We start from the raw sequence: 18,432 nt of genomic DNA, 5'->3' as shown, positions 1-18,432 counted from the left end.
CAGCCCTGGCAGCGTCCAGGCCATCGCCGCTATCGCCTCAGTCCTTAAAGATCAGCTTATGACCCCCAGTAGCGGCACCCCGGGCTGGCTCGAACGCCTTTCCTCACTTCTCGTGCGCGAACCTGAAGATCGCGAACAACTCATGAAACTGCTGCAGTCGGCACACCAGCGCAAGCTGTTCGATGCCGACGCGCTGAGTATTACTGAAGGCGCCCTGGCCGCTTCGGAAGTCACTGCGCGGGAAGTCATGGTGCCACGCCAGCTGATGGAAGTCATCGATGCCGAGGATTCGCTGGAAACGATCATCGCCCAGGTCAATCGTACGGCGCACTCGCGTTTTCCGGTCATCGAGGGCAATCGTGACCATGTAATCGGCATCCTGTTGGCCAAGGATCTGCTGCGCGTACAGCGTGAGGATGATTTCAGGCTGCGCGACTGGCTGCGGCCGGCGATCTTCATTCCGGAGTTCAAGCGCCTGGACGGTTTGCTGCGCGAATTCCGCATCTCGCGCAACCACATGGCGGTGGTGATCGACGAATACGCAGGTGTCACCGGCCTGATAACCATCGAGGACGTGCTCGAGCAAATCGTCGGCGAAATCGAGGACGAATACGATTTCGACGCCGAGGATGCAGACATCCAGCTCGATCAAAGCGGCCTCTACCGGGTCAAGGCGCACACCGCGGTGGACGACTTCAACGAAGCCTTCGGAACCGCCCTGGGTGACGGACGAAGCGCTACCGTCGGCGGCCTGATCCTGCGCCAACTGGGGCGGGTGCCGGCCTGCAACGAAAGCATCGCCATCGACGACACCAGCTTCCAGGTCTTGCGGGCGGACACTCGCCGCATCTACACCCTGCTCGTTTCCGCACCCCTGAATGCCGACGACATCCCTGCCTAACAGACCCTTGCGCTGGCGGCTCCTGACAGCCCTGCTGATCGGCGCCGCGGGAGTCTTCGCTTTTGCGCCCTTCGGCTGGTTTCCGGTCAACTGGCTGAGCCTCGGTGCCCTTTTCGGCCTGCTCTGCGCCGAGGCCGATGGCATGCGCAGCGCGCGCCGTGGCGCCCTGCTCGGCGCGACCTTCGCTTTCGGCCTGTTCCTGGCCGGCGTGAGCTGGGTCTATGTCAGCCTCAGCGTCTTCGGCGGCATGCCGGCGTGGCTGGCGGGCCTGGCGACGCTTCTTTTCTGCCTGGTGCTGACCATGTTCCCGGCGCTCGCCGGAGCGCTCTACGTGCGCTTCGCTGCCGCCGGCTGGCTGCCGCGGGTGCTGCTTTTCGCCAGCCTGTGGACGCTGGCCGAGTGGCTGCGCTCATGGGTGTTCAGCGGCTTTCCCTGGCTCGCCGCGGGCTACGCGCAGGTCCCGCCGAGCCCGCTCGCCGGCTTTGCGCCAATTGTCGGCGTCTATGGAGTGACGCTTTCGGCGGCGCTCGCCGGCGCGTTGCTCGGCGAGCTGCTGCGCTGCGCCCTGCGCTCGGCAGAGCAATGTCGCGCCGACCAGGGACGTCGCTGGCCGGCCCTGCCTTTGCTGACTCTCGCGCTGCTCCTCGGCACCGGCGCCTTGCTGCGTGAAGTGCGCTGGACGCAGGCCAGCGGCGAAGCACTGTCAGTGGCGCTGCTGCAGGGCAATGTTGCGCAGGAGATCAAGTGGCGTCCCGAGCGCTTCGCCGATTCGCTGCGCGTCTACTACCAGCTGGCGCAGGAAAACCCCGCGCAACTGACGATCCTGCCGGAGACCGCCCTGCCCGCTTTTCTTGACCAGATTCCCGCCGAGTATGTCGAAGAACTGCGCAAGCTGGCTTTGCGCCAGCAAGGCGAGTTGCTGCTGGGCATCGCGGTCGCCGAGGGCCGGCAATATTTCAATGCCGCGGTAAGTCTTGGCGCGACGCCGTCACAGCGCTACAGGAAAGTGCATCTGGTGCCCTTCGGCGAGTTCGTCCCACCAGGCTTTGCCTGGTTCATGGCCATGGCCAATATCCCGATGTCCAACTTCACGGCGGGTGCAGCGCAACAGCCCCCCTTGCAGCTGGCGGGACAGAAGGTGGCCGTAAACATCTGCTACGAAGACGCCTTCGGCGAGGAGATCATCGGCGCACTGCCAGCGGCGACGCTCCTGGTCAACATCTCCAATGTGGCCTGGTTCGGTGACTCGCTGGCGCCGGCACAACACCTGCAGATTGCCCAGATGCGTGCCCTGGAAAGCGGCCGCATGATGCTGCGCGCGACGAACACCGGCATGACCGCGATCGTCGATGTCGATGGCCGCGTGCGCTCGGCCCTGCCTCCCTTCACGCGCGGAGCATTGGTCGACAAAGTGCAGGCTACGCCGGCGCGACCCCCTTCGTGCGCTTCGGCAACTGGCCGGCAATAACCCTGGCAGCGCTGCTGACCGGACTGCTGGCACTGCTCGGCCGACGCAAGCTTCCGGCAACAAGAACGAGCAACCGGCACGCGCGCTGAACGCGTCGGCATGTAGTAATCTGTGGAAATCTGCGGATATTGAAGGACTTTTCCCGGTCGTGATGAGCAAGGCCATGTGCTTGTTGGCAGCGGCGGCGCGACGCGCGTTTTTTTGGCGGCTGGTTTATCCGCAGATTTCGCAGATTTCGCAGATTGATAAAAGCGTGCGCCGGCATCCCGGACGCATTCTCTGCTTGACAATGAATCTCGTTTACATGGCGCCAGCGATGCTGTAAAAAGAAGTGCAAATCCCAATCGGAAACAGAGGCAGTTTTCACGGAGGGAGCAATGATGTTCAAAGAACTGATTGTTGCCGTATCTCTGACTTTAACCGTGTTTTCCCCCTTCGCTCTGGCCGCGCCGGAAGCCGCAAGCAGCGCCAGCAGCATGCGCCCGAACTCGCCATGGAACGCCGCTTACCCCGAGAAGACTGCGGCCCTGACATTGATGGGCGACGCCAAGGCCGGCGAGGACACCTACCAAACTTACTGCGCAGCCTGCCACCTGCCGAGCGGTGGCGGCAATCCCGACGGCGGCATCCCGCAGTTGGCCGGTCAGCACCGCACGGTGCTGATCAAGCAATTGGCCGATATTCGTGCCGGCGTCCGCGACAACCCGGTGATGTATCCCTTCGCCATCGAGCTGCCCGACGCACAGGCACTCGCCGATGTCGCAACCTATATCGAGACACTCTGCATCCCTCGCGGCGCGGGCCAGTACGAAGCCCCGGATGCGGCCGAGCAGATTGCTCGCGGCAAGCGGCTTTTCGAAAAGGAATGCAGCCTATGCCATGGCCTCAGCGGTGACGGCGTGCAGGAGAAATTCTATCCGGTCCTCGCCGGGCAACATTACGCCTATCTGCTGCGCCAACTGGCCGATATCCGCGCCGGCAAGCGCGGCAATGCGCATCCGGACATGGTCCGGCTGATCGCAAAATACGACAATGCGCAACTGGTCGCCCTCGCGGCGTATCAGGCGAGCCTGGCCACGCGGCCACGCGGATGGGTCACGCAGCCGCGCTTCTGCGCAGCGGAATGATTTAGCTCCACCGCCGGGGGCCCGGCCGGCGCCTCGGCAGTGCCGCCGGCCGGCATGGACGCTGGCCTGCGTGGCCGCCAGCAGGGGAGTCTGGCGCCAAAAGCGATTCTTGTCCGGGCAGAAACCAAGTAAAATCCCCCCTTTTCGTCTGTGCAGAAACTCTCCCATGCCTACGTTCCAGGAAGTCATTTTGCGTCTCCAGAATTTCTGGAACCAACAGGGCTGTGTGCTGCTGCAACCCTACGACATCGAAGTCGGTGCCGGCACCTTCCACACCGCGACCTTCCTGCGCGCCATAGGCCCGGAGCCGTGGAGCGCTGCCTACGTGCAGCCGTCGCGCCGCCCGAAGGACGGTCGCTACGGAGAGAACCCCAACCGTTTGCAGCATTACTACCAGTATCAGGTGGTCCTCAAGCCCTCACCGGACAACATCCAGGATCTCTACCTCGAGTCGCTGCGCGCGCTCGGCATCGATACCTCGGCACACGATATCCGCTTCGTCGAAGATGACTGGGAAAGCCCGACGCTGGGTGCCTGGGGACTCGGCTGGGAAGTGTGGCTGGACGGCATGGAAGTCACTCAGTTCACCTATTTTCAGGAAGTCGGTTCGCTGTCCTGCAAGCCGGTACTCGGCGAGATCACCTACGGCATCGAGCGCCTGGCCATGTACCTGCAAGGGGTGGAGAATGTCTTCGATCTGGTGTGGGCCGAAGGACCGGGCTACCGGGTGACCTACGGCGACGTCTTCCACCAGAACGAAGTCGAGCAGTCGAAGTACAACTTCGAGCAGGCCAATGTCGAAATGCTCTTCCGACACTTCAGCGAGCACGAATCAGAAGCCCGCCGCCTGATCGCTGCCGGTCTGGCGCTGCCCGGCTACGAAATGGTGATGAAGTGCTCGCACGTCTTCAACCTGCTCGACGCGCGCGGCGCCATCTCGGTCACCGAACGCGCGGCCTACATTGGCCGTGTGCGCGCGCTGGCCCGCGAAGTTGCGCAGGCTTACCTTGATTCCCGCCAGGCCCTCGGTTTCCCAATGTGCAAGACGACTACCGGCCGCGAGGGGCAATGAAATGAACGATACCGTCCTGATCGAGCTGCGCAGCGAAGAGCTGCCCCCGAAATCGCTGCGCCAGCTCTCCGAGGCTTTCGCGGACAGCGTTTTTGCGGCCCTGAAGGCGCAGCAGTTCACCGCCGACGACAGCGTATGCACGCCCTATGCCACGCCGCGCCGACTGGCCCTGTCGATCACCGGCGTCGCCGCCCGCCAGCCCGACCGCATCCTCGAACGCAAGGGCCCCGCGCTGGGCAGCGCGCTCGACGCGACCGGCAAGCCGACGAAAGCGCTCGAAGGCTTCATGCGTTCGGCCGGCGTCAGCTTCGAGCAACTGCACAAGGCGGCTGACGGCAAGAGCGAGTACTTTGTCGCCCGCATCGAGAAGAAAGGCGAGACACTCGCCGCCTACCTCGCCGAAATCGTCGCGCAAACGCTGAAAAAACTGCCGATTCCGAAAGTCATGCGCTGGGGCGACTCGGAGCACCAGTTCGTTCGCCCGGTGCACAGCCTGATCCTCTTGCACGGCGAGCATATCATCGCCGGCGAAGTGCTCGGCCTGCGCAGCGACCGGCTAACTCTCGGCCACCGCTTCCTGTCCTCCGGCGAAATCGTTATCGACAACGCGGCCGCGTACACCGACAAGCTCGCTGCCGGCAAGGTCATCGCCTCCTTTGCCGAACGGCGTGCCGCGGTCGCCGCCCAGCTCGACACGGCCGCCAAGCGCCTCGATGCGCGCCTCAACCCCGCCGACGGCCTGCTTGACGAGGTGACGGCACTGGTCGAATGGCCGGTCGTCTATGCCGGCCAGTTCGAGGCCGAATACCTCGAAGTGCCGCAGGAATGCCTGATCCTGACCATGCAGCAGAACCAGAAGTACTTCCCGCTGCTCGATAGCAGCGGCAAGCTGCTCAACCGCTTCCTGATCGTCTCCAACATGCAGGTTGACGATCCCGGCGCGATCATCAGCGGTAACGAACGCGTCGTTCGCCCGCGCCTGGCCGATGCACGCTTCTTCTACAACCAGGATCGCAAAAACGGCTTCACCACCCGCGCCATGCGTCTTGGCGCCGTCGTCTATCACAACAAGCTCGGCTCGCAGGGCGACCGCGCACAGCGCCTCGGCCGTAGCGCGCGCAACATTGCCGAAAAGCTCGGCGCCGACGGCAACATCGCCGAAAGTGTCGGCCTGCTGGCCAAGGTCGACCTGCTGACCGACATGGTCGGCGAGTTCCCCGAACTGCAGGGAATCATGGGCCGCTACTACCTGCTCCACGAAGGCAATTCGCCGGAATTTGCCGACGCCGTCGAGCAGCACTACCGGCCGCGCTTTGCCGGCGACGCCCTGCCCCAGGGCAGCATCGCCTGTGCCGCTGCGCTGGCCGACAAACTCGACGCCCTGGTCGGCTTTTTCGGCATCGGGCAACTGCCGACCGGCGACAAGGATCCTTTCGGCCTGCGCCGCGCCGCTCTCGGAGTGCTGCGCATCCTGATGGAAACGCCGCTGCCGCTCGACCTGGCGGAGTTGATCGAGACCGCCGCGCAGGCACTGCAGGCGCAGGGCATTCAGCTCGAACCGGTCACCCAGCCGCTGCTGGTCTTCATGCTCGACCGTCTGCGCGGCACGCTCAGAGACGCCGGCTACTCGATCGACGTCATCGAAGCGGTGCTGGCGCAACAACCGACCCGCATCGACCGGGTTCCCGCCCGCCTGGCAGCGGTACGCGAGTTCCAGCAGCTGCCCGAATCGCTGGCACTGGCCGCGGCCAACAAGCGCATCGGCAACATCCTGAAGAAGGCCGATGCGAACCTGCCCGAAGCGGACGTCGCGCTGCTCGAGGAAGACGCCGAGAAAGCGCTCTTCGAGCGCGTGCGCCTGATCGCCCCGCTGGTCAAGTCGCACGTCGCCAACGAGGACTACGCCGAGGCGCTGAAAGTACTGGCTTCGGTACGCGCCGAGGTGGACCGTTTCTTCGCCGAAGTGATGGTCAATGTTCCCGACCCCGCGCTGCGCGGTAACCGTCTGGGCCTCCTGAAAGCGCTCTTCGAGCAGTTCAACGCGGTCGCCGACATCGCCAAGCTGGCCGTATGAAACTCGTCATCCTCGACCGCGACGGTGTCATCAACTACGACTCGAAGCAGTTCATCAAGTCACCGGCCGAATGGCGGCCGATCCCCGGCAGCCTGGAAGCCATCGCCCGCCTCAATCAGGCCGGCTACAAGGTGGTCCTGGCGACCAATCAGTCGGGCGTCGGTCGCGGGCTGTTCGACATGGATACGCTGAACGCCATCCACGACAAGATGTGCCGCGCGCTGCAGAGCTGCGGCGGCCGCATCGACGCCATTTTCTATTGCCCGCATTCGGTCGACGCGCATTGCGCCTGCCGCAAACCGAAGCCCGGCATGTATGAGCGTATTGCCGACTGCTTCAATGTCGATCTGAGCGGCGTCCCGGCGGTCGGCGATACCCTGCGCGACCTGCTCGCCGCAGCGGCCGTCGGCGCCCAGCCGCTGTTGGTCCTGACCGGCCTGGGCGCGCAGACGGTCGAGGCCGGTGGCCTGCCGGACGGAACGCTGGTCTTCCCCGATCTCGCGGCGGCCACCGAGCATATTCTGCTCTCCTCGTGATGATCGTTATCCGTTCGGCGCTGTTCCTGCTCCTGGTCAGCCTGTGGACGATCCCTTTCGGAGTGCTCGTCACGCTGGCCATCGCCTTGCCGATCACTGCGCGCTACGCGATCATCGCCTTCTGGCGAAGCGGCTTCATGGCCCTCTCGCGCCACGTTCTGGGCATTCGCTACCAGGTCATCGGGCGCGAAAACATTCCCGCCAGGCCATCGATCGTCCTCGCCAAACACCAGGCGGCGTGGGAGACGGTCGGCCTGCAGGAGATTTTTCCGCCGCTGGTCTTCGTGCTCAAGAAAGAGCTGCTGCGCGTGCCTTTCTTTGGCTGGGGCCTGGCGGCGCTGAAAATGATCTCCATCGACCGTGCCGCCGCCAAGGACGCTCTCAAGCAGATCTTCGACCAGGGAGGCGACCGTCTCGCCGCTGGCTACTGGGTGGTGATCTTCCCCGAAGGCACCCGTGTCGCGCCCGGCGAAACCTGTCGCTACAAGCCCGGCGGCGCGCACCTGGCGGTCCGCGCCGGCGCGCTGGTGGTACCGGTGGCGCACAACGCTGGTGAAATCTGGGGAAGGGATGCCTTCCGGATCAAGCCCGGCCTGATCACCGTCAGCATCGGCCCGCCGATCGACCCGGCCGAGAAATCGGCGGCCAGGATCAACACTCTGGCCGCGGCCTGGATAGAGGAAGAAATGCGCCGCCTCTCGCCGCACCGCTACCCGGCGCCTGCCGCTGTCGTAGATGTCGTGGCTGCCTGACGCGGCCTCTCCCGGCGAGCCTTCACTGCCTGCGCTACCCGCTGGGGAAACAGCCCGCAGCATCGAACTGGGCGAGCGCACGGTTGCCTATGTCTTGCGCCGGGCCAGCCGGCGCACCATCGGATTGACCATCGACCACCGCGGCCTGCGCGTCGGCGCACCGCGCCGTGCCTCGCTGCGCGAGGTCGAAAGCATGCTCCTGCAGCATGGTCAGTGGATCGGCGAGAAACTCGACGAATGGTCCACGCGGCGAGCGCCCGAAGTGCTGCAGATCACTGACGGGCTGCAGCTACCAGTGCTCGGCAAGCCGCTGCGCATCCGTCTCGCGCTCGGCGCCAATCGCGGCGTCTGGAACCTGCAGGCGACCGAGCCGACACTCACCCTATGCCTGCGCGCACCGACAGAAGCTGCACGCGTGCTCGAGAAAGCACTGCGCGAAAAGGCCCGCGAGCTGTTCGCCGAGCGCCTCGCCCACTACGCGCCGCTGCTCGGCGTGACGCTGCCACGGCTGTCGCTGTCGTCAGCGCGAACGCGCTGGGGAAGTTGCAGCCTGCGCAGCGGCATTCACCTCAACTGGCGGCTGATTCATTTCCCGCCAACAGTCATCGACTACGTCGTGGCGCACGAACTCGCGCACCTGCGCGAGATGAACCACAGCCCGGAGTTTTGGCGCATCCTTGGTGCAATAGTTCCTGATTACAGGGACTTGCGTGCCGAACTCCGCGAGGTGTCAAAGGGTCTTGCACGGTTTTAGCAGGTGGTTTGCCGGCGGGAGCATGCCGTGCTTGCCAAAGGTCGCAGTAGCGATGGCCGGGCCGGCCGGCGGTGCCTGCTCGGCGGCACAGACCGTTACTCCTCGGCATCTCGGTCAAGTCGTTTCTGCGCTCCGCAAGGCCGGCATGATGGTATCAACGTCAGCGCCGCGAACTTGCCGTGGCCCCGAACTGACGGCTGCGTATGACGCAAGCTCTTCGCTGCTCAGACGTCCGACGAGGGGCCCAAGATCCGAGAAACGCACGTTCTGATTGATCAGGTTGATGATGTACGTGTGCCGCAAGGCTGCTGGCGATACCGATGCGGCGGCGTCCAGCCCAGCATCCAGCGCGGCGCAAGTGATCCGGGAGATGATCTCGGATGCCGCAAGTTGCTGCCCTGATGAAGCGCAGAACAGTAACTTGTCTGGGTCTTCGCCGCCATGTTTCTCCAGTGTCTGCGCCAGCCAGCCAGGCATCGCCAGTGTCCTTGCCCAGGCGCCACGCACGCTCAGGTGCGAGCTCGCGCCGTCGACATCCTTGACCGCCAGTTCCCTGAGCTCATCTAGCGTCAGCCCAAGAAGCAGCGTCGCGCACAGCAAACGCGCCTCGCCGTCGGCGGCAGCCAGCAGAGCGGCAAGCTCGTCCTGAGTCAGTTCGCGGCCGACGCTCGCCGCCGTTGGCAGTTGTGGAAGGACTCGGCAAGCGGCATCGTAGGTCAAGCCGGGGAGTGGTTTCGGCGCTTCGACACTCGGGGTCGGTGAAGGCTGGGAGACGACGACCGTGGTCGTCCCGAGCGCTGCTGGCGCTGGCGAACGATTGAACAGTTCGACGAACCACATGGCCAGCAAGCCGAGCGAAAAGGACGCGGCCAGGTTGATCAGGCCATCGCGCAGATAGTCGGGGCGCCATGGTTTCTCGGGCACACTGGCGGACTCGATCAGCGTCAGCTTTGGCTGGCGGGTGTTTTCAGTCGCTTCGAGCTTGGCCAGGCGTTCGCTGGCATTGCGTCGCGCTCCTTCGAGCCGCACCAGATCGTCTTCCATCGCCTTGGCTTCCTGGAAGTTCGCGGCAGCCACCTGCGCTGTTCGCCGTTGCTCGTCGAGCTGGCCGCGTAAGCGTTCGACCGTCGCACTAGCTCCCGCCGCGTCTTCTTCGGCGTTCGCCAGCGCCGCCTGCTGACTGGCCGAGCGGCTGCTCAGCAACTGTTGTTCGAGTTCGCTCAGGCGCGCGCGCAGGGCTCGCGCCGTCGGGTCCATGGCCATGAACGCAGGCGTATAGCTACGTTCCATATCCCGCAGTTGCTCGCGGGTCACAGAAACGCGGTGCTCTATCGAAGCCAGCGTCGGGTTGTCTTTGGCAAGAACGGGACTGCGGCCGCTAGCCGCGGATTCGCGCAGGGTGCGCAGCCGGGCATCGGCTTTTGCGAAATCCTCGTTTGCCTTGTTGAGTGACTCGGAGAGGCCTTTGATCCGCACCAAGGCCTGATTTTCACTACGTTCGGACGAAACGACGCCGCTTGTTTCCCGGAAGGCCGCCAATTGGGCGCGTTTTTCGGCCATGCTGTCGCCGAGTCGCTCGACTTCGTCGCGTAGATTGACAATGGCTTCGTCGGAGGCATTGCTGTGCGTCGTCAATGACTGCTCATGATAGGTTTCGATCAGCGTATTGACGACTTTCGTCAGCAGTTGCGGCGAAGCCCCGGTAGCCTGCAATTCGACGATATCCGTCCCCAGGATTGGGGTGGCGGTGACCGCGTTCTGCAGGGCAAGTGCAGCATCGACGCCCACGAAGGGGTCATCGTGACCGTCTTTGAGCAAGCGGCGAGAGACCTCCTCGAAAAGGGGGCGACTGGTGAGGACCTGGGCCTGCGTGAGCACGTCGATCGGCTGCGCAGGCCGCAGCTCCGCGTTCCAACCAGCGCTGCTCGCTACCGTCTGGGCAGCCACCGCGCCGGATGAAATTTGCACGCGTGCAGTCGCCCGGTATTCGGGCGAACGGAGCAGATTCCAGGCCAGTCCGGGCAGCAAGCTCAAGGTGAAGACAATGAGGAATACGCGCAGTCGTCGCCGATTGATGCGCCGGGCCGCCGCTGCGGGATCGCTGTAAGGTGACGAATCGCTAATGAACTTGTCGCCAAGAGATGAGAGCGAGAACATGGAATTGCGCCTTTCCAACAAGTTCGATCCGCCTTGCCAGGCCCGAACCCAAGGGACCGCAGCCGTCGACCGGAGTGCCGACATGCGCATTCTAATCGCCTGCCTCACCAGCCGCTGCTTTCATTCGTCGCCGTGCCGAAGCCACTCGTCAAGGTCGCGCCAAGCGACCGGCAGAGGCTTTGTTGGTCGACCATCGTAGAGTGGTGTAGTCGCTGCCGTCGTAGGCAGCGGCTGTCCAATCGAGGTCGTGATGCGTCCGCGTCAGGCACGCCGGGTAGGCATGGTGCGCGGAAGGGCAGGTTTTCTCGTGCCTGTCCGAGGTTCGCAAGGTCCGAAAGGCACACCATAGACCACGGCCCACGCTTCTGGGCAATCGTCGCCTGGCTGTGCCCCGACTACCGAGCCGAGAGCCGCGCGCCAGGAACTGAAACGACTCGCCGCGACCTGCCCGCGCTGGTAGTGGCAGGCCGCGAAGACAGATTAGTTCGTCGCCAGGTGGTGAAGCGGCAGCGCTACGCTACGCGCGCGGGCACCGCGTGCCTTCCGCGAATCTACTTGCCTGGCCAGACATGTTCCTTATCGCTCGCTGCCTTGCGGGCATACAGGCAGTAATCCATGTCGCTGTTGAAGATGTGCCCGACCGTGAGGCCAAGCACATAGTTCTGAAAGGCCAGTCCGGGTTCGCCAACGACACTCCCGGATTGCGATTTGTGGAGGCGGTCGAGGATGATCTGCAGTTCGTGGAGCATCACCTGATGCTCCGCCTTGTGCGCTGCGAGTTCGGGATAGCCGATCTCGGCCAGCAGTTGCTCCTCGTAGCGGAAATGCGCGTGCAGCACCTTGTCGAGCTTCTCGGCGAGCGCCTTCAGTTCATCGAGGTCGCCATGATCCTGCCAGATGTGTGCGATTTCCAGCGCGAGATTGAAGATCGCCTCGTGCTGCGCGTCGATCTGCGGTTGATGAACCTTGAGGTGGTCGCCCCAGGCGACCAGTTGCTTGAGGGAAAACTCGGAGAGGTTGTGAAGACCAGATACGGGCGCAAGACTCATGGTGTTTTTCCCTTCGCCTTCGTCGGGTGAGAGAGCACTCTTGGGACTAGTCCGCCACGACATTCCACATTAGTCGGTATGGAGGCGGCGTTGTCAAGCGGCAAGGCATCCAGAGCACCGCGATGGCCAATCGCGCAGAAGGCTTGCCGGCGCTGTCCAGCGTTCCGCAGCGCCGGCATGGCAAGAAAATGGCCACCGCCGCGAGCTGCTCAGCGAGCGGGCTCGGCGACGAATATTTCCACGCGGCGGTTCATCGCCCGCCCGGAAGCGGTGGCGTTGTCGGCGACTGGCTCGCGCGACCCACGGCCATCGATGGCGATGCGGTTGGCGGCTACGCCTCGGGCAACGATATAGTCGCGCGTCGCGGCGGCACGATTTACTGATAGCGGATCGTTGATCGCATCGCTGCCGGTGCTGTCGGTGTGTCCGACGATGGTCACTGTGGTCACGGCATGCTGGTTCAGACTCGCGGCAAAGCCGTCGAGCAGCGGGCTCATGTTCGGCTTGATGTTGTAACGGCCGACGTCAAAGGAAATATCACTCGGGATGTCCAGCTTGAGTCGGTTGTCGGCAGTCTGCGACACTGCGACCCCAGTACCTTGCGTGGCCTGCTCCATCGAGGCCTTCTGTTGCTGCATGCGCTGCGACCACAGATAACCACCGGCAGCACCGGCCGCGGCACCGATGGCCGCACCGGTGGCGGTACTGCGGCCCTTGTTGCCGCCGGCCGTAGCGCGCCCGATTACCGCCCCGGCGACTGCGCCGATGGCGGCCCCGGTTCCTGTATCGCGTTGCGTCTCGCTCATATTGGCGCAACCCGACAGCCCGCTCGCAGCAAGGGTCATGGTTAGCAGCGAGATGACGATCTTTCTCATGCTCATTACCTCCTTAGGCGATTTCTGGCAAATAACCTACCATCTTGCTTGTCTTTTCGCCCGACTTCTGTGTTACGACAACAGTTACATCGTTCGACTATGCGCCTGTTGTCGCACCTTGAAGTCGGCCGAAAATCCGGCGCAATCTGGTACGTACTTTTCCGGCAATCGCCTTAACGGTCATGACACGTGGAGACACCCCCAAATCATGAAAGTCATGACCGTTTCCCTCTTCCCCCTGCCCCTTCTCCCGCAAGGGAGAAGGGAGTTTCGTGAGTCGCTTGCGCGACTTTCACATTAACGTGTTGACAAGCGTCCCAGTATCGCCGCTAAATGCTGGCGATACGCCGACACCGCCCGATCCTGTGAGCGGGGAAGACACGTTATGCCCATCGTCGTCCCGGCGCAAGGCAGCGCCCCGCCCCGCCCAGCCCGACGCTAACTCCAGGTCGACAAAAGCCTGCACTTCTGGTGTATCTTTTCCGGCAATCGCGCGATCGCATCGCAAGCGCAAACCGGCAAGGAAAAATCATGAGAATTCTGCACACCATGTTGCGCGTTGGCGATCTGGACCGCTCGCTGGCTTTCTATACCGGGGTCCTCGGAATGCAGCAACTGCGCCGCCAGGATTATCCGGGCGGTCGCTTCACCCTGGCTTTTGTCGGTTTCGGCCCGGAGTCGGAAGAGGCGGTGCTGGAACTGACCTATAACTGGGATACGCCGGCTTACGAACTCGGCAATGCCTTCGGCCACATCGCCATCGAAGTCGCCGATGCCTACGCGGCCTGCGAGCAGATCAAGATGCGTGGCGGCAAGGTGGTCCGCGAAGCGGGTCCGATGAAACACGGAACGACGGTGATTGCCTTTGTCGAAGATCCCGATGGCTACAAGATCGAGCTGATCCAGAAGAAAGGCTGACGGTCATGACTTTCCCGAGCTTCTTCGCCGCCGTGCCGACGATCGTCATGCGCGATCGCCTGGCCGAATTCCTCGGCGCCGCCGCTGGCGGCCTGATCGAATACGGCTACGCCGATGCCGTCAAACTGGCTGGTCATTCCTGCCCGACAGTGGCTGGCAGCTATCTGCTCAGCAGCCGCGCACTACAGGCGCTTTATCCGGACGAGATACCGCTGCGCGGTGAACTGCGCGTCGATTTCCGCGATGCGCAGGAGAGCGCGGTGACTGGCGTCGTCGCAGCGGTGGTCGGACTGCTCACCGGGGCCGCCGGAATTGGCGGCTTCAAGGGACTGGCCGGTCGTTTCTCGCGTCGCGAGCTGCTCAGCTTCGGAGCCGAGTTGCCCGGCGAGATACGCTTCACCCGTCAGGATAACGGGCAAAGTCTGTGCGCCTCGCTGCACCTCGGCCAGGTTCCTGCCGACTCCCGTCTCGCGCCGCTGCTGCAGGCGCTACTCGCGGGCAAGGGCGATGCCGAGCAGGCAGCGCTGTTCGCCGAGCTGTGGCAGGATCGCGTGCGGCGGATCCTGATCGAACACTTCAGTGACCCAGGCCTGGTCAGGCTGAGCTGAAGCCGCTGGCGAAACGCTGCCCAACAGCAGCCGTTGCACGGCTGCCCGCAAGGAAAGAACCATGCTTGACGAAGCACGCTCCTTTGCCCTGGCTGCCCACGGCAGCCAACGCTACGGCGACCGGCCGTATTCCTTTCACCTTGACGCGGTCGTCGCCCTACTCGCCCCCTACGGCAGCCAGGCACAGGTCATCGGCTACCTGCATGACGTGGTCGAGGACACGGCGGTCACCGAGAGCGAAATCCGCGCCCGCTTCGGCGCGCTGGTCGCCGACTGTGTCAGCTTGCTTACCGACCTCTCCGGAGCCAGCCGCGCCGAGCGCAAGGCGAAGACCTACGCCCTCCTGGCCACGGTCACCGGCGCCAACGAAGTGGCCCTGCTGGTCAAGGCCGCAGACCGCCTGGCGAACGTCAGAAGCTGCGTCCTCGACGACCAACGCGGCCTGATGACTGTCTATCGCGAGGAACACGCGGGCTTCAGACGCTCGGCTTACCGCGCAGGCCTCTGCGACCCCTTGTGGTTGGAGCTTGATCGCTTGCTGGCAGTGAGCAGCGTCGCCGTCGACCATGCCTGAGCGACGACGCCAGCCGAGCGCAGCGGAGAGAACGAGGTGTTCGAGATTCAGAACTACTCGAGCTTCATTGCCGCGATTGTCGTCTTCCAGCTGATTCCGGGCCCTGGCACGCTGGCCACGTCGCAGCCGCACACGGGCGGGGCAGGTACGCCATGGCGGGCGCCAGGCAAGCACACCAGCAAACCCTGAGGTACAATATCGCCCTTTTTGCACCTCAACGGTCACGAGATGTCGAGACGCCGTCGACCACCAAAGCCTTGACCGTCCCCTTCTTCTCCAACCCTTCTCCCGCAGGGGGAGAACGGAGCTTCGTGAGTCGCGGACGCGACTTTCACGGGTGTGATTTTACCGAGGTTTCTTAGTGCTCGTTGCCAACAACATCACCATGCAGTTCGGGGTCAAGCCCCTTTTTGAAAATGTCTCGGTCAAGTTCGGCGAGGGCTATCGCTACGGACTGATCGGCGCCAATGGCTCCGGAAAGTCGACTTTCATGAAGATTCTCGACGGCGAACTCGAAGCGACCGCCGGCAACGTCTCGAAAAGACGCGCACGAGCGGATGGCCTACCTTCGCCAGGACCAGTTTGCCTTTGAAGAACAGCGGGTAATCGACGTGGTGATGATGGGCCACGCGGAAATGTGGGCCTGCATGGTCGAGAAGGACGCCATCTACGCCAATCCGGAAGCGAGCGAGGAGGACTACCTGCACGCCGCCGAACTGGAAGGCCGCTTTGCCGAATACGATGGCTACACCGCCGAGGCACGCGCCGGCGAACTGCTGCTCGGGGTCGGCATCCCGGCGGAACAGCATTTCGGTCCGATGAGCGATGTCGCTCCTGGCTGGAAGCTGCGCGTGCTGTTGATTCAGGCACTATTTGCCAACCCCGAGATCCTGCTCCTCGACGAACCGACCAACAACCTCGACATCGCCACCATCCGCTGGCTGGAAAACGTGATCAACGACCGCAACAGCACGATGATCATCATTTCCCACGATCGCCACTTCCTGAACCAGGTGTGCACCCACATGGCCGACCTGGATTACGGCAAGATCACCGTGTACCCGGGCAATTACGACGATTTCATGGAAGCTTCGGCGCAGGCACGCGAACGCCAGCAGAACGCCAACGCCAAGGCCAAGGAACGGATTGCCGACCTGCAGAATTTCGTGCGCCGCTTTTCGGCCAATGCCTCCAAGGCCAAGCAGGCAACGTCACGCGTCAAGTTGATCGAAAAACTCAAGCCGGAAGACGTCAAGCCTTCGTCGCGACAGTACCCCTGGATCCGCTTCGAATACGATGAGCGGGAGAAGCTCCACCGCCAGGCCGTCGAAATCGAAAACCTGGCTTCGCCTATCCGGGCAGCAAGCAGAAAATCTTCGACAAGCTGACTCTGAGCATCAACGGCGGCGACCGGCTGGCAATCATTGGCGAAAACGGTGTCGGCAAGACGACGCTGCTGAAGCTGCTGATGGGCGAGTTGCAGCCACAACGCGGTAGCATCAAGTGGGCCGAGAAAGCAAGCCTCGGTTACTATGCTCAGGACCATGCCCATGATTTCGACAGCGGCGTCAACCTGACCGACTGGATCGCTGGCTACGCACGCGCCAGCGCGAGCGAGGGAGACGACCTCGAAACGCTGATCCGCGGCACCCTCGGCCGCCTGCTGTTCTCGGGCAACGAAGTGCGCAAGCCAGTAAAGGTGATCTCCGGGGGCGAGCAGGGGCGCATGATTTTCGGCAAGCTGATGCTCATGAAAACAAACGTGCTGGTCATGGACGAGCCGACCAACCACCTCGATATGGAATCCATCGAGTCGCTCAATACGGCCCTGGAGAAATTCAAGGGAACGCTGGTTTTCGTCTCCCACGACCGCGAGTTCGTCTCGTCACTGGCGACGCGGATCCTGGAAATTCGCCTCGACGGCACGCTGGTCAATTACCTGGGCACTTACGAAGAGTACCTCGCCAGCCAGGGTCTGGCCTGACCCGGCAGCGACGCGGGTCACTCGTCGGCCCGGCGTAGAGCAGCGACGATCGGCCCGCCGGCCGGCCCGCCGGCAAAACCCTTGCCGGGATCAGTTGACCGGGCTGGCGACCGCCTTGCTTCCTTACTTGCTCGCAGCGGCGGCCGCTTCGGCCGCTTTCCTGGCTTCTCTCTCGGCGTCCTGCCGCGCCCGCTTGTCGAGCTTGGCTTGCCGCTTGGCCTGCTCAGCAGCCGCCTTCTGCCGCCCCGCCTCGGCTTTTTTCGCCTTGTCGGCCAGCTTCGCCTCGCGCTCGGCCAGCTTGGCCGTTTGCTCGGCGCGGTAGCGCTGAGCGCGCTCCGGCTCCTCGGACTGGCGAGCAAGATTGTCGGCAGCGCGTTGCGCTTCCCTGGAGTCGAGTTCCTGCCGCCGCGCCGCACGCTCGAAATCGATCGCCGGCTGGTCGAGCTTGCGCGCCGTGACCAGCGACGCCGCGTGGCGTTTCTTGGCCGCCACCAGACAATCGCTCATCAGGAACTTCTCGTAGCAAGCATTCTGTTCGGCCTGATAGCGCTCCTCGGCCTGCTCGCGTAGCGCGTCGGCCCGCTCACGTTGGGCCACGGCCTGCTCCAGCGTCTGCGGCACGGGAACCGGCACAGGCTCGTCGGCGGACGCCGCAGCACTGATCGACATCAACAGGGCCAGCAAACCGCCCGCAGCACGCATGCAATTCCCCTTCCATATCCTCATCGAGTGGTAGTGGTCGGTCCGCTCGCTCGCGTCACCGCCACCGGCGCGCAGACTGATGCGCCTGTTAGCCGCGTGTACTATAAACGAGCCTGGTGACCGAGCGTAATCGGAGCCGGGCGCAATCACCACCGTTCAAGCGCTGCGATCGCCCAAACACGGTCGCTCTGCGGACCTGGCAGGGCGGATTTGGTAGAATCTCGTCTTTTTGCCAAACCTCACCCACCAGGAGCCTGCCGTGCAAATCGTCTGCCTTGACCTCGAAGGCGTACTCGTCCCCGAAATCTGGATCGAATTCGCCGCGCGCACCGGCATTCCAGAGCTTCGCCGTACCACGCGCGACGAGCCCAACTATGACAAGCTGATGAACTACCGGCTGGCCATCCTGGCCGAGAACAAGCTGGGCCTGCCGGACATACAAAAAGTGATCGCCGAGATGGGACCGGTCGAGGGCGCCCGCGCATTCGTCGATGGACTGCGCGAAACCTATCAGCTGATCATCCTTTCGGATACCTTCTACGAATTCGCGCATCCTCTGATGCGCCAGCTCGGCTGGCCGACATTGTTCTGCCACAGTCTGGAAGCCAACGCCGACGGCAAGGTGGTGAACTACCGGCTGCGCATGCCGGACCAGAAACGCGAGGCCGTGCAACGCCTGAAGGAACTCCGCTTCTCGGTCGTCGCCGCCGGCGATTCGTACAACGACACGGCCATGCTCGGCGAAGCGCATGCCGGCATCCTCTTTCGCCCACCGGAGAAAGTGATCAAGGAGTTCCCGCAGTATCCGGTCACGCAGACCTTCGCCGACCTCCGTGCCGAAATCGACAAAGCCTTCGCCACGCGCGCCGCCGCCTAGGATT

The 18,432-nt window shown here is 63.4% G+C and carries 18 protein-coding genes and 1 pseudogene; 14 read left to right on the top strand and 5 right to left on the bottom strand.

The window, feature by feature from the left end; translation table 11 throughout:
• Nucleotides 1-58: 58 nt before the first annotated feature.
• Complete coding sequence (locus E4Q23_RS09670; RefSeq protein WP_169066446.1) at nt 59-901, top strand: HlyC/CorC family transporter; 843 nt, start codon at nt 59-61, stop codon at nt 899-901.
• A 7-nt stretch (nt 902-908) separates the two neighbouring features.
• Complete coding sequence (gene lnt, locus E4Q23_RS09665) at nt 909-2,369, top strand: apolipoprotein N-acyltransferase (protein WP_336511654.1); 1,461 nt, start codon at nt 909-911, stop codon at nt 2,367-2,369.
• Here lnt and E4Q23_RS24825 read toward each other — a convergent pair.
• Entirely contained in the window at nt 2,320-2,847 is a 528-nt protein-coding gene (locus E4Q23_RS24825) for a hypothetical protein (RefSeq protein ID WP_336511653.1), read from the bottom strand. The genes lnt and E4Q23_RS24825 overlap by 50 nt on opposite strands.
• Nucleotides 2,848-2,905: 58 nt before the next feature.
• Here E4Q23_RS24825 and E4Q23_RS09655 point away from each other — a divergent pair, with 58 nt between their 5' ends.
• The 6 genes from E4Q23_RS09655 to E4Q23_RS09630 all read left to right on the top strand — a co-directional run bounded on the left by E4Q23_RS09655 (nt 2,906) and on the right by E4Q23_RS09630 (nt 8,684).
• Entirely contained in the window at nt 2,906-3,496 is a 591-nt protein-coding gene (locus E4Q23_RS09655; RefSeq protein WP_336511652.1) for a c-type cytochrome, read from the top strand.
• Between the two features lie 166 nt (nt 3,497-3,662).
• Nucleotides 3,663-4,568 carry a glycine--tRNA ligase subunit alpha gene (gene glyQ / locus E4Q23_RS09650; protein ID WP_169066444.1) on the top strand — a complete coding sequence of 302 codons (906 nt, stop codon included), beginning with the start codon at nt 3,663-3,665 and terminating at the stop codon, nt 4,566-4,568.
• 1 nt (nt 4,569) lies between these two features.
• Nucleotides 4,570-6,642, top strand: coding sequence for a glycine--tRNA ligase subunit beta (gene glyS, locus E4Q23_RS09645; protein WP_169066443.1), 2,073 nt, complete (start codon nt 4,570-4,572; stop codon nt 6,640-6,642).
• Entirely contained in the window at nt 6,639-7,178 is a 540-nt protein-coding gene (gmhB, locus tag E4Q23_RS09640) for a D-glycero-beta-D-manno-heptose 1,7-bisphosphate 7-phosphatase (protein WP_169066442.1), read from the top strand. The genes glyS and gmhB overlap by 4 nt, the downstream gene beginning before the upstream one ends.
• Complete coding sequence (locus tag E4Q23_RS09635) at nt 7,178-7,930, top strand: lysophospholipid acyltransferase family protein (protein ID WP_169066541.1); 753 nt, start codon at nt 7,178-7,180, stop codon at nt 7,928-7,930. Before gmhB ends, E4Q23_RS09635 begins: the two co-directional genes overlap by 1 nt.
• Nucleotides 7,914-8,684 (top strand): M48 family metallopeptidase, encoded by a 771-nt coding sequence (locus E4Q23_RS09630; RefSeq protein WP_169066441.1) that lies wholly within the window; start codon nt 7,914-7,916, stop codon nt 8,682-8,684. The genes E4Q23_RS09635 and E4Q23_RS09630 overlap by 17 nt, the downstream gene beginning before the upstream one ends.
• Before the next feature lie 114 nt (nt 8,685-8,798).
• Here the strand turns inward: E4Q23_RS09630 and E4Q23_RS09625 are convergent, their stop codons facing one another.
• The 3 genes from E4Q23_RS09625 to E4Q23_RS09615 form a co-directional block, all read right to left on the bottom strand.
• The gene (locus tag E4Q23_RS09625) at nt 8,799-10,841 is read right to left on the bottom strand and encodes a GumC family protein (RefSeq protein ID WP_169066440.1); all 2,043 of its coding nucleotides are present in this window, start codon (nt 10,839-10,841) and stop codon (nt 8,799-8,801) included.
• 551 nt (nt 10,842-11,392) lie between these two features.
• Nucleotides 11,393-11,890 carry a bacteriohemerythrin gene (locus tag E4Q23_RS09620; RefSeq protein WP_169066439.1) on the bottom strand — a complete coding sequence of 166 codons (498 nt, stop codon included), beginning with the start codon at nt 11,888-11,890 and terminating at the stop codon, nt 11,393-11,395.
• A gap of 209 nt (nt 11,891-12,099) precedes the next feature.
• Nucleotides 12,100-12,765: an OmpA family protein gene (locus tag E4Q23_RS09615; RefSeq protein WP_169066438.1), complete on the bottom strand. Its 666-nt coding sequence runs from the start codon at nt 12,763-12,765 to the stop codon at nt 12,100-12,102.
• 531 nt (nt 12,766-13,296) lie between these two features.
• Here E4Q23_RS09615 and gloA point away from each other — a divergent pair.
• The 5 genes and pseudogenes from gloA to E4Q23_RS09590 all read left to right on the top strand — a co-directional run bounded on the left by gloA (nt 13,297) and on the right by E4Q23_RS09590 (nt 16,849).
• Nucleotides 13,297-13,683, top strand: a complete 387-nt coding sequence (gene gloA, locus E4Q23_RS09610) for a lactoylglutathione lyase (protein WP_169066437.1) — start codon at nt 13,297-13,299, stop codon at nt 13,681-13,683.
• Nucleotides 13,684-13,688: 5 nt separating this feature from the next.
• Nucleotides 13,689-14,291: a hypothetical protein gene (locus E4Q23_RS09605; protein WP_169066436.1), complete on the top strand. Its 603-nt coding sequence runs from the start codon at nt 13,689-13,691 to the stop codon at nt 14,289-14,291.
• Between the two features lie 61 nt (nt 14,292-14,352).
• The gene (locus tag E4Q23_RS09600; RefSeq protein ID WP_169066435.1) at nt 14,353-14,865 is read left to right on the top strand and encodes an HD domain-containing protein; all 513 of its coding nucleotides are present in this window, start codon (nt 14,353-14,355) and stop codon (nt 14,863-14,865) included.
• A 36-nt stretch (nt 14,866-14,901) separates the two neighbouring features.
• On the top strand, nt 14,902-15,054 hold the full coding sequence (locus tag E4Q23_RS23760) for a hypothetical protein (protein WP_248595349.1): 153 nt from the start codon (nt 14,902-14,904) through the stop codon (nt 15,052-15,054).
• Between the two features lie 172 nt (nt 15,055-15,226).
• Nucleotides 15,227-16,849 (top strand): annotated as a pseudogene (locus tag E4Q23_RS09590) (ABC-F family ATPase).
• Between the two features lie 123 nt (nt 16,850-16,972).
• On the opposite strand, the gene E4Q23_RS09585 reads toward E4Q23_RS09590, so the two are convergent.
• The gene (locus tag E4Q23_RS09585) at nt 16,973-17,551 is read right to left on the bottom strand and encodes a hypothetical protein (protein WP_169066434.1); all 579 of its coding nucleotides are present in this window, start codon (nt 17,549-17,551) and stop codon (nt 16,973-16,975) included.
• 259 nt (nt 17,552-17,810) lie between these two features.
• On the opposite strand from E4Q23_RS09585, the gene thrH reads away from it, so the two are divergent.
• Nucleotides 17,811-18,428 (top strand): bifunctional phosphoserine phosphatase/homoserine phosphotransferase ThrH, encoded by a 618-nt coding sequence (gene thrH, locus E4Q23_RS09580; protein WP_169066433.1) that lies wholly within the window; start codon nt 17,811-17,813, stop codon nt 18,426-18,428.
• Nucleotides 18,429-18,432 lie beyond the last annotated feature (4 nt).

Origin of the sequence: Candidatus Accumulibacter phosphatis, assembly GCF_012939955.1 — a bacterium.
Taxonomy (GTDB): Bacteria; Pseudomonadota; Gammaproteobacteria; order Burkholderiales; family Rhodocyclaceae; genus Accumulibacter; species Accumulibacter delftensis.
Note: the sequence above shows the minus strand (reverse complement) of the source record. Positions and strands in the feature narration are given on the sequence as shown.

Bases quoted from the DNA above. Each gene is read 5' to 3' on its own strand.
- E4Q23_RS09670 (WP_169066446.1), top strand. From the start codon at position 59: ATGACCCCCAGTAGCGGCACCCCGGGCTGGCTCGAACGCCTTTCCTCA.
- E4Q23_RS24825 (WP_336511653.1), bottom strand. From the start codon at position 2,847: ATGCTGCTGGCGCTGCTTGCGGCTTCCGGCGCGGCCAGAGCGAAGGGG.
- E4Q23_RS09655 (WP_336511652.1), top strand. From the start codon at position 2,906: ATGGGCGACGCCAAGGCCGGCGAGGACACCTACCAAACTTACTGCGCA.
- glyQ (WP_169066444.1), top strand. From the start codon at position 3,663: ATGCCTACGTTCCAGGAAGTCATTTTGCGTCTCCAGAATTTCTGGAAC.
- glyS (WP_169066443.1), top strand. From the start codon at position 4,570: ATGAACGATACCGTCCTGATCGAGCTGCGCAGCGAAGAGCTGCCCCCG.
- gmhB (WP_169066442.1), top strand. From the start codon at position 6,639: ATGAAACTCGTCATCCTCGACCGCGACGGTGTCATCAACTACGACTCG.
- E4Q23_RS09635 (WP_169066541.1), top strand. From the start codon at position 7,178: ATGATCGTTATCCGTTCGGCGCTGTTCCTGCTCCTGGTCAGCCTGTGG.
- E4Q23_RS09630 (WP_169066441.1), top strand. From the start codon at position 7,914: ATGTCGTGGCTGCCTGACGCGGCCTCTCCCGGCGAGCCTTCACTGCCT.
- E4Q23_RS09625 (WP_169066440.1), bottom strand. From the start codon at position 10,841: ATGTTCTCGCTCTCATCTCTTGGCGACAAGTTCATTAGCGATTCGTCA.
- E4Q23_RS09620 (WP_169066439.1), bottom strand. From the start codon at position 11,890: ATGAGTCTTGCGCCCGTATCTGGTCTTCACAACCTCTCCGAGTTTTCC.
- E4Q23_RS09615 (WP_169066438.1), bottom strand. From the start codon at position 12,765: ATGAGAAAGATCGTCATCTCGCTGCTAACCATGACCCTTGCTGCGAGC.
- gloA (WP_169066437.1), top strand. From the start codon at position 13,297: ATGAGAATTCTGCACACCATGTTGCGCGTTGGCGATCTGGACCGCTCG.
- E4Q23_RS09605 (WP_169066436.1), top strand. From the start codon at position 13,689: ATGACTTTCCCGAGCTTCTTCGCCGCCGTGCCGACGATCGTCATGCGC.
- E4Q23_RS09600 (WP_169066435.1), top strand. From the start codon at position 14,353: ATGCTTGACGAAGCACGCTCCTTTGCCCTGGCTGCCCACGGCAGCCAA.
- E4Q23_RS09585 (WP_169066434.1), bottom strand. From the start codon at position 17,551: ATGCGTGCTGCGGGCGGTTTGCTGGCCCTGTTGATGTCGATCAGTGCT.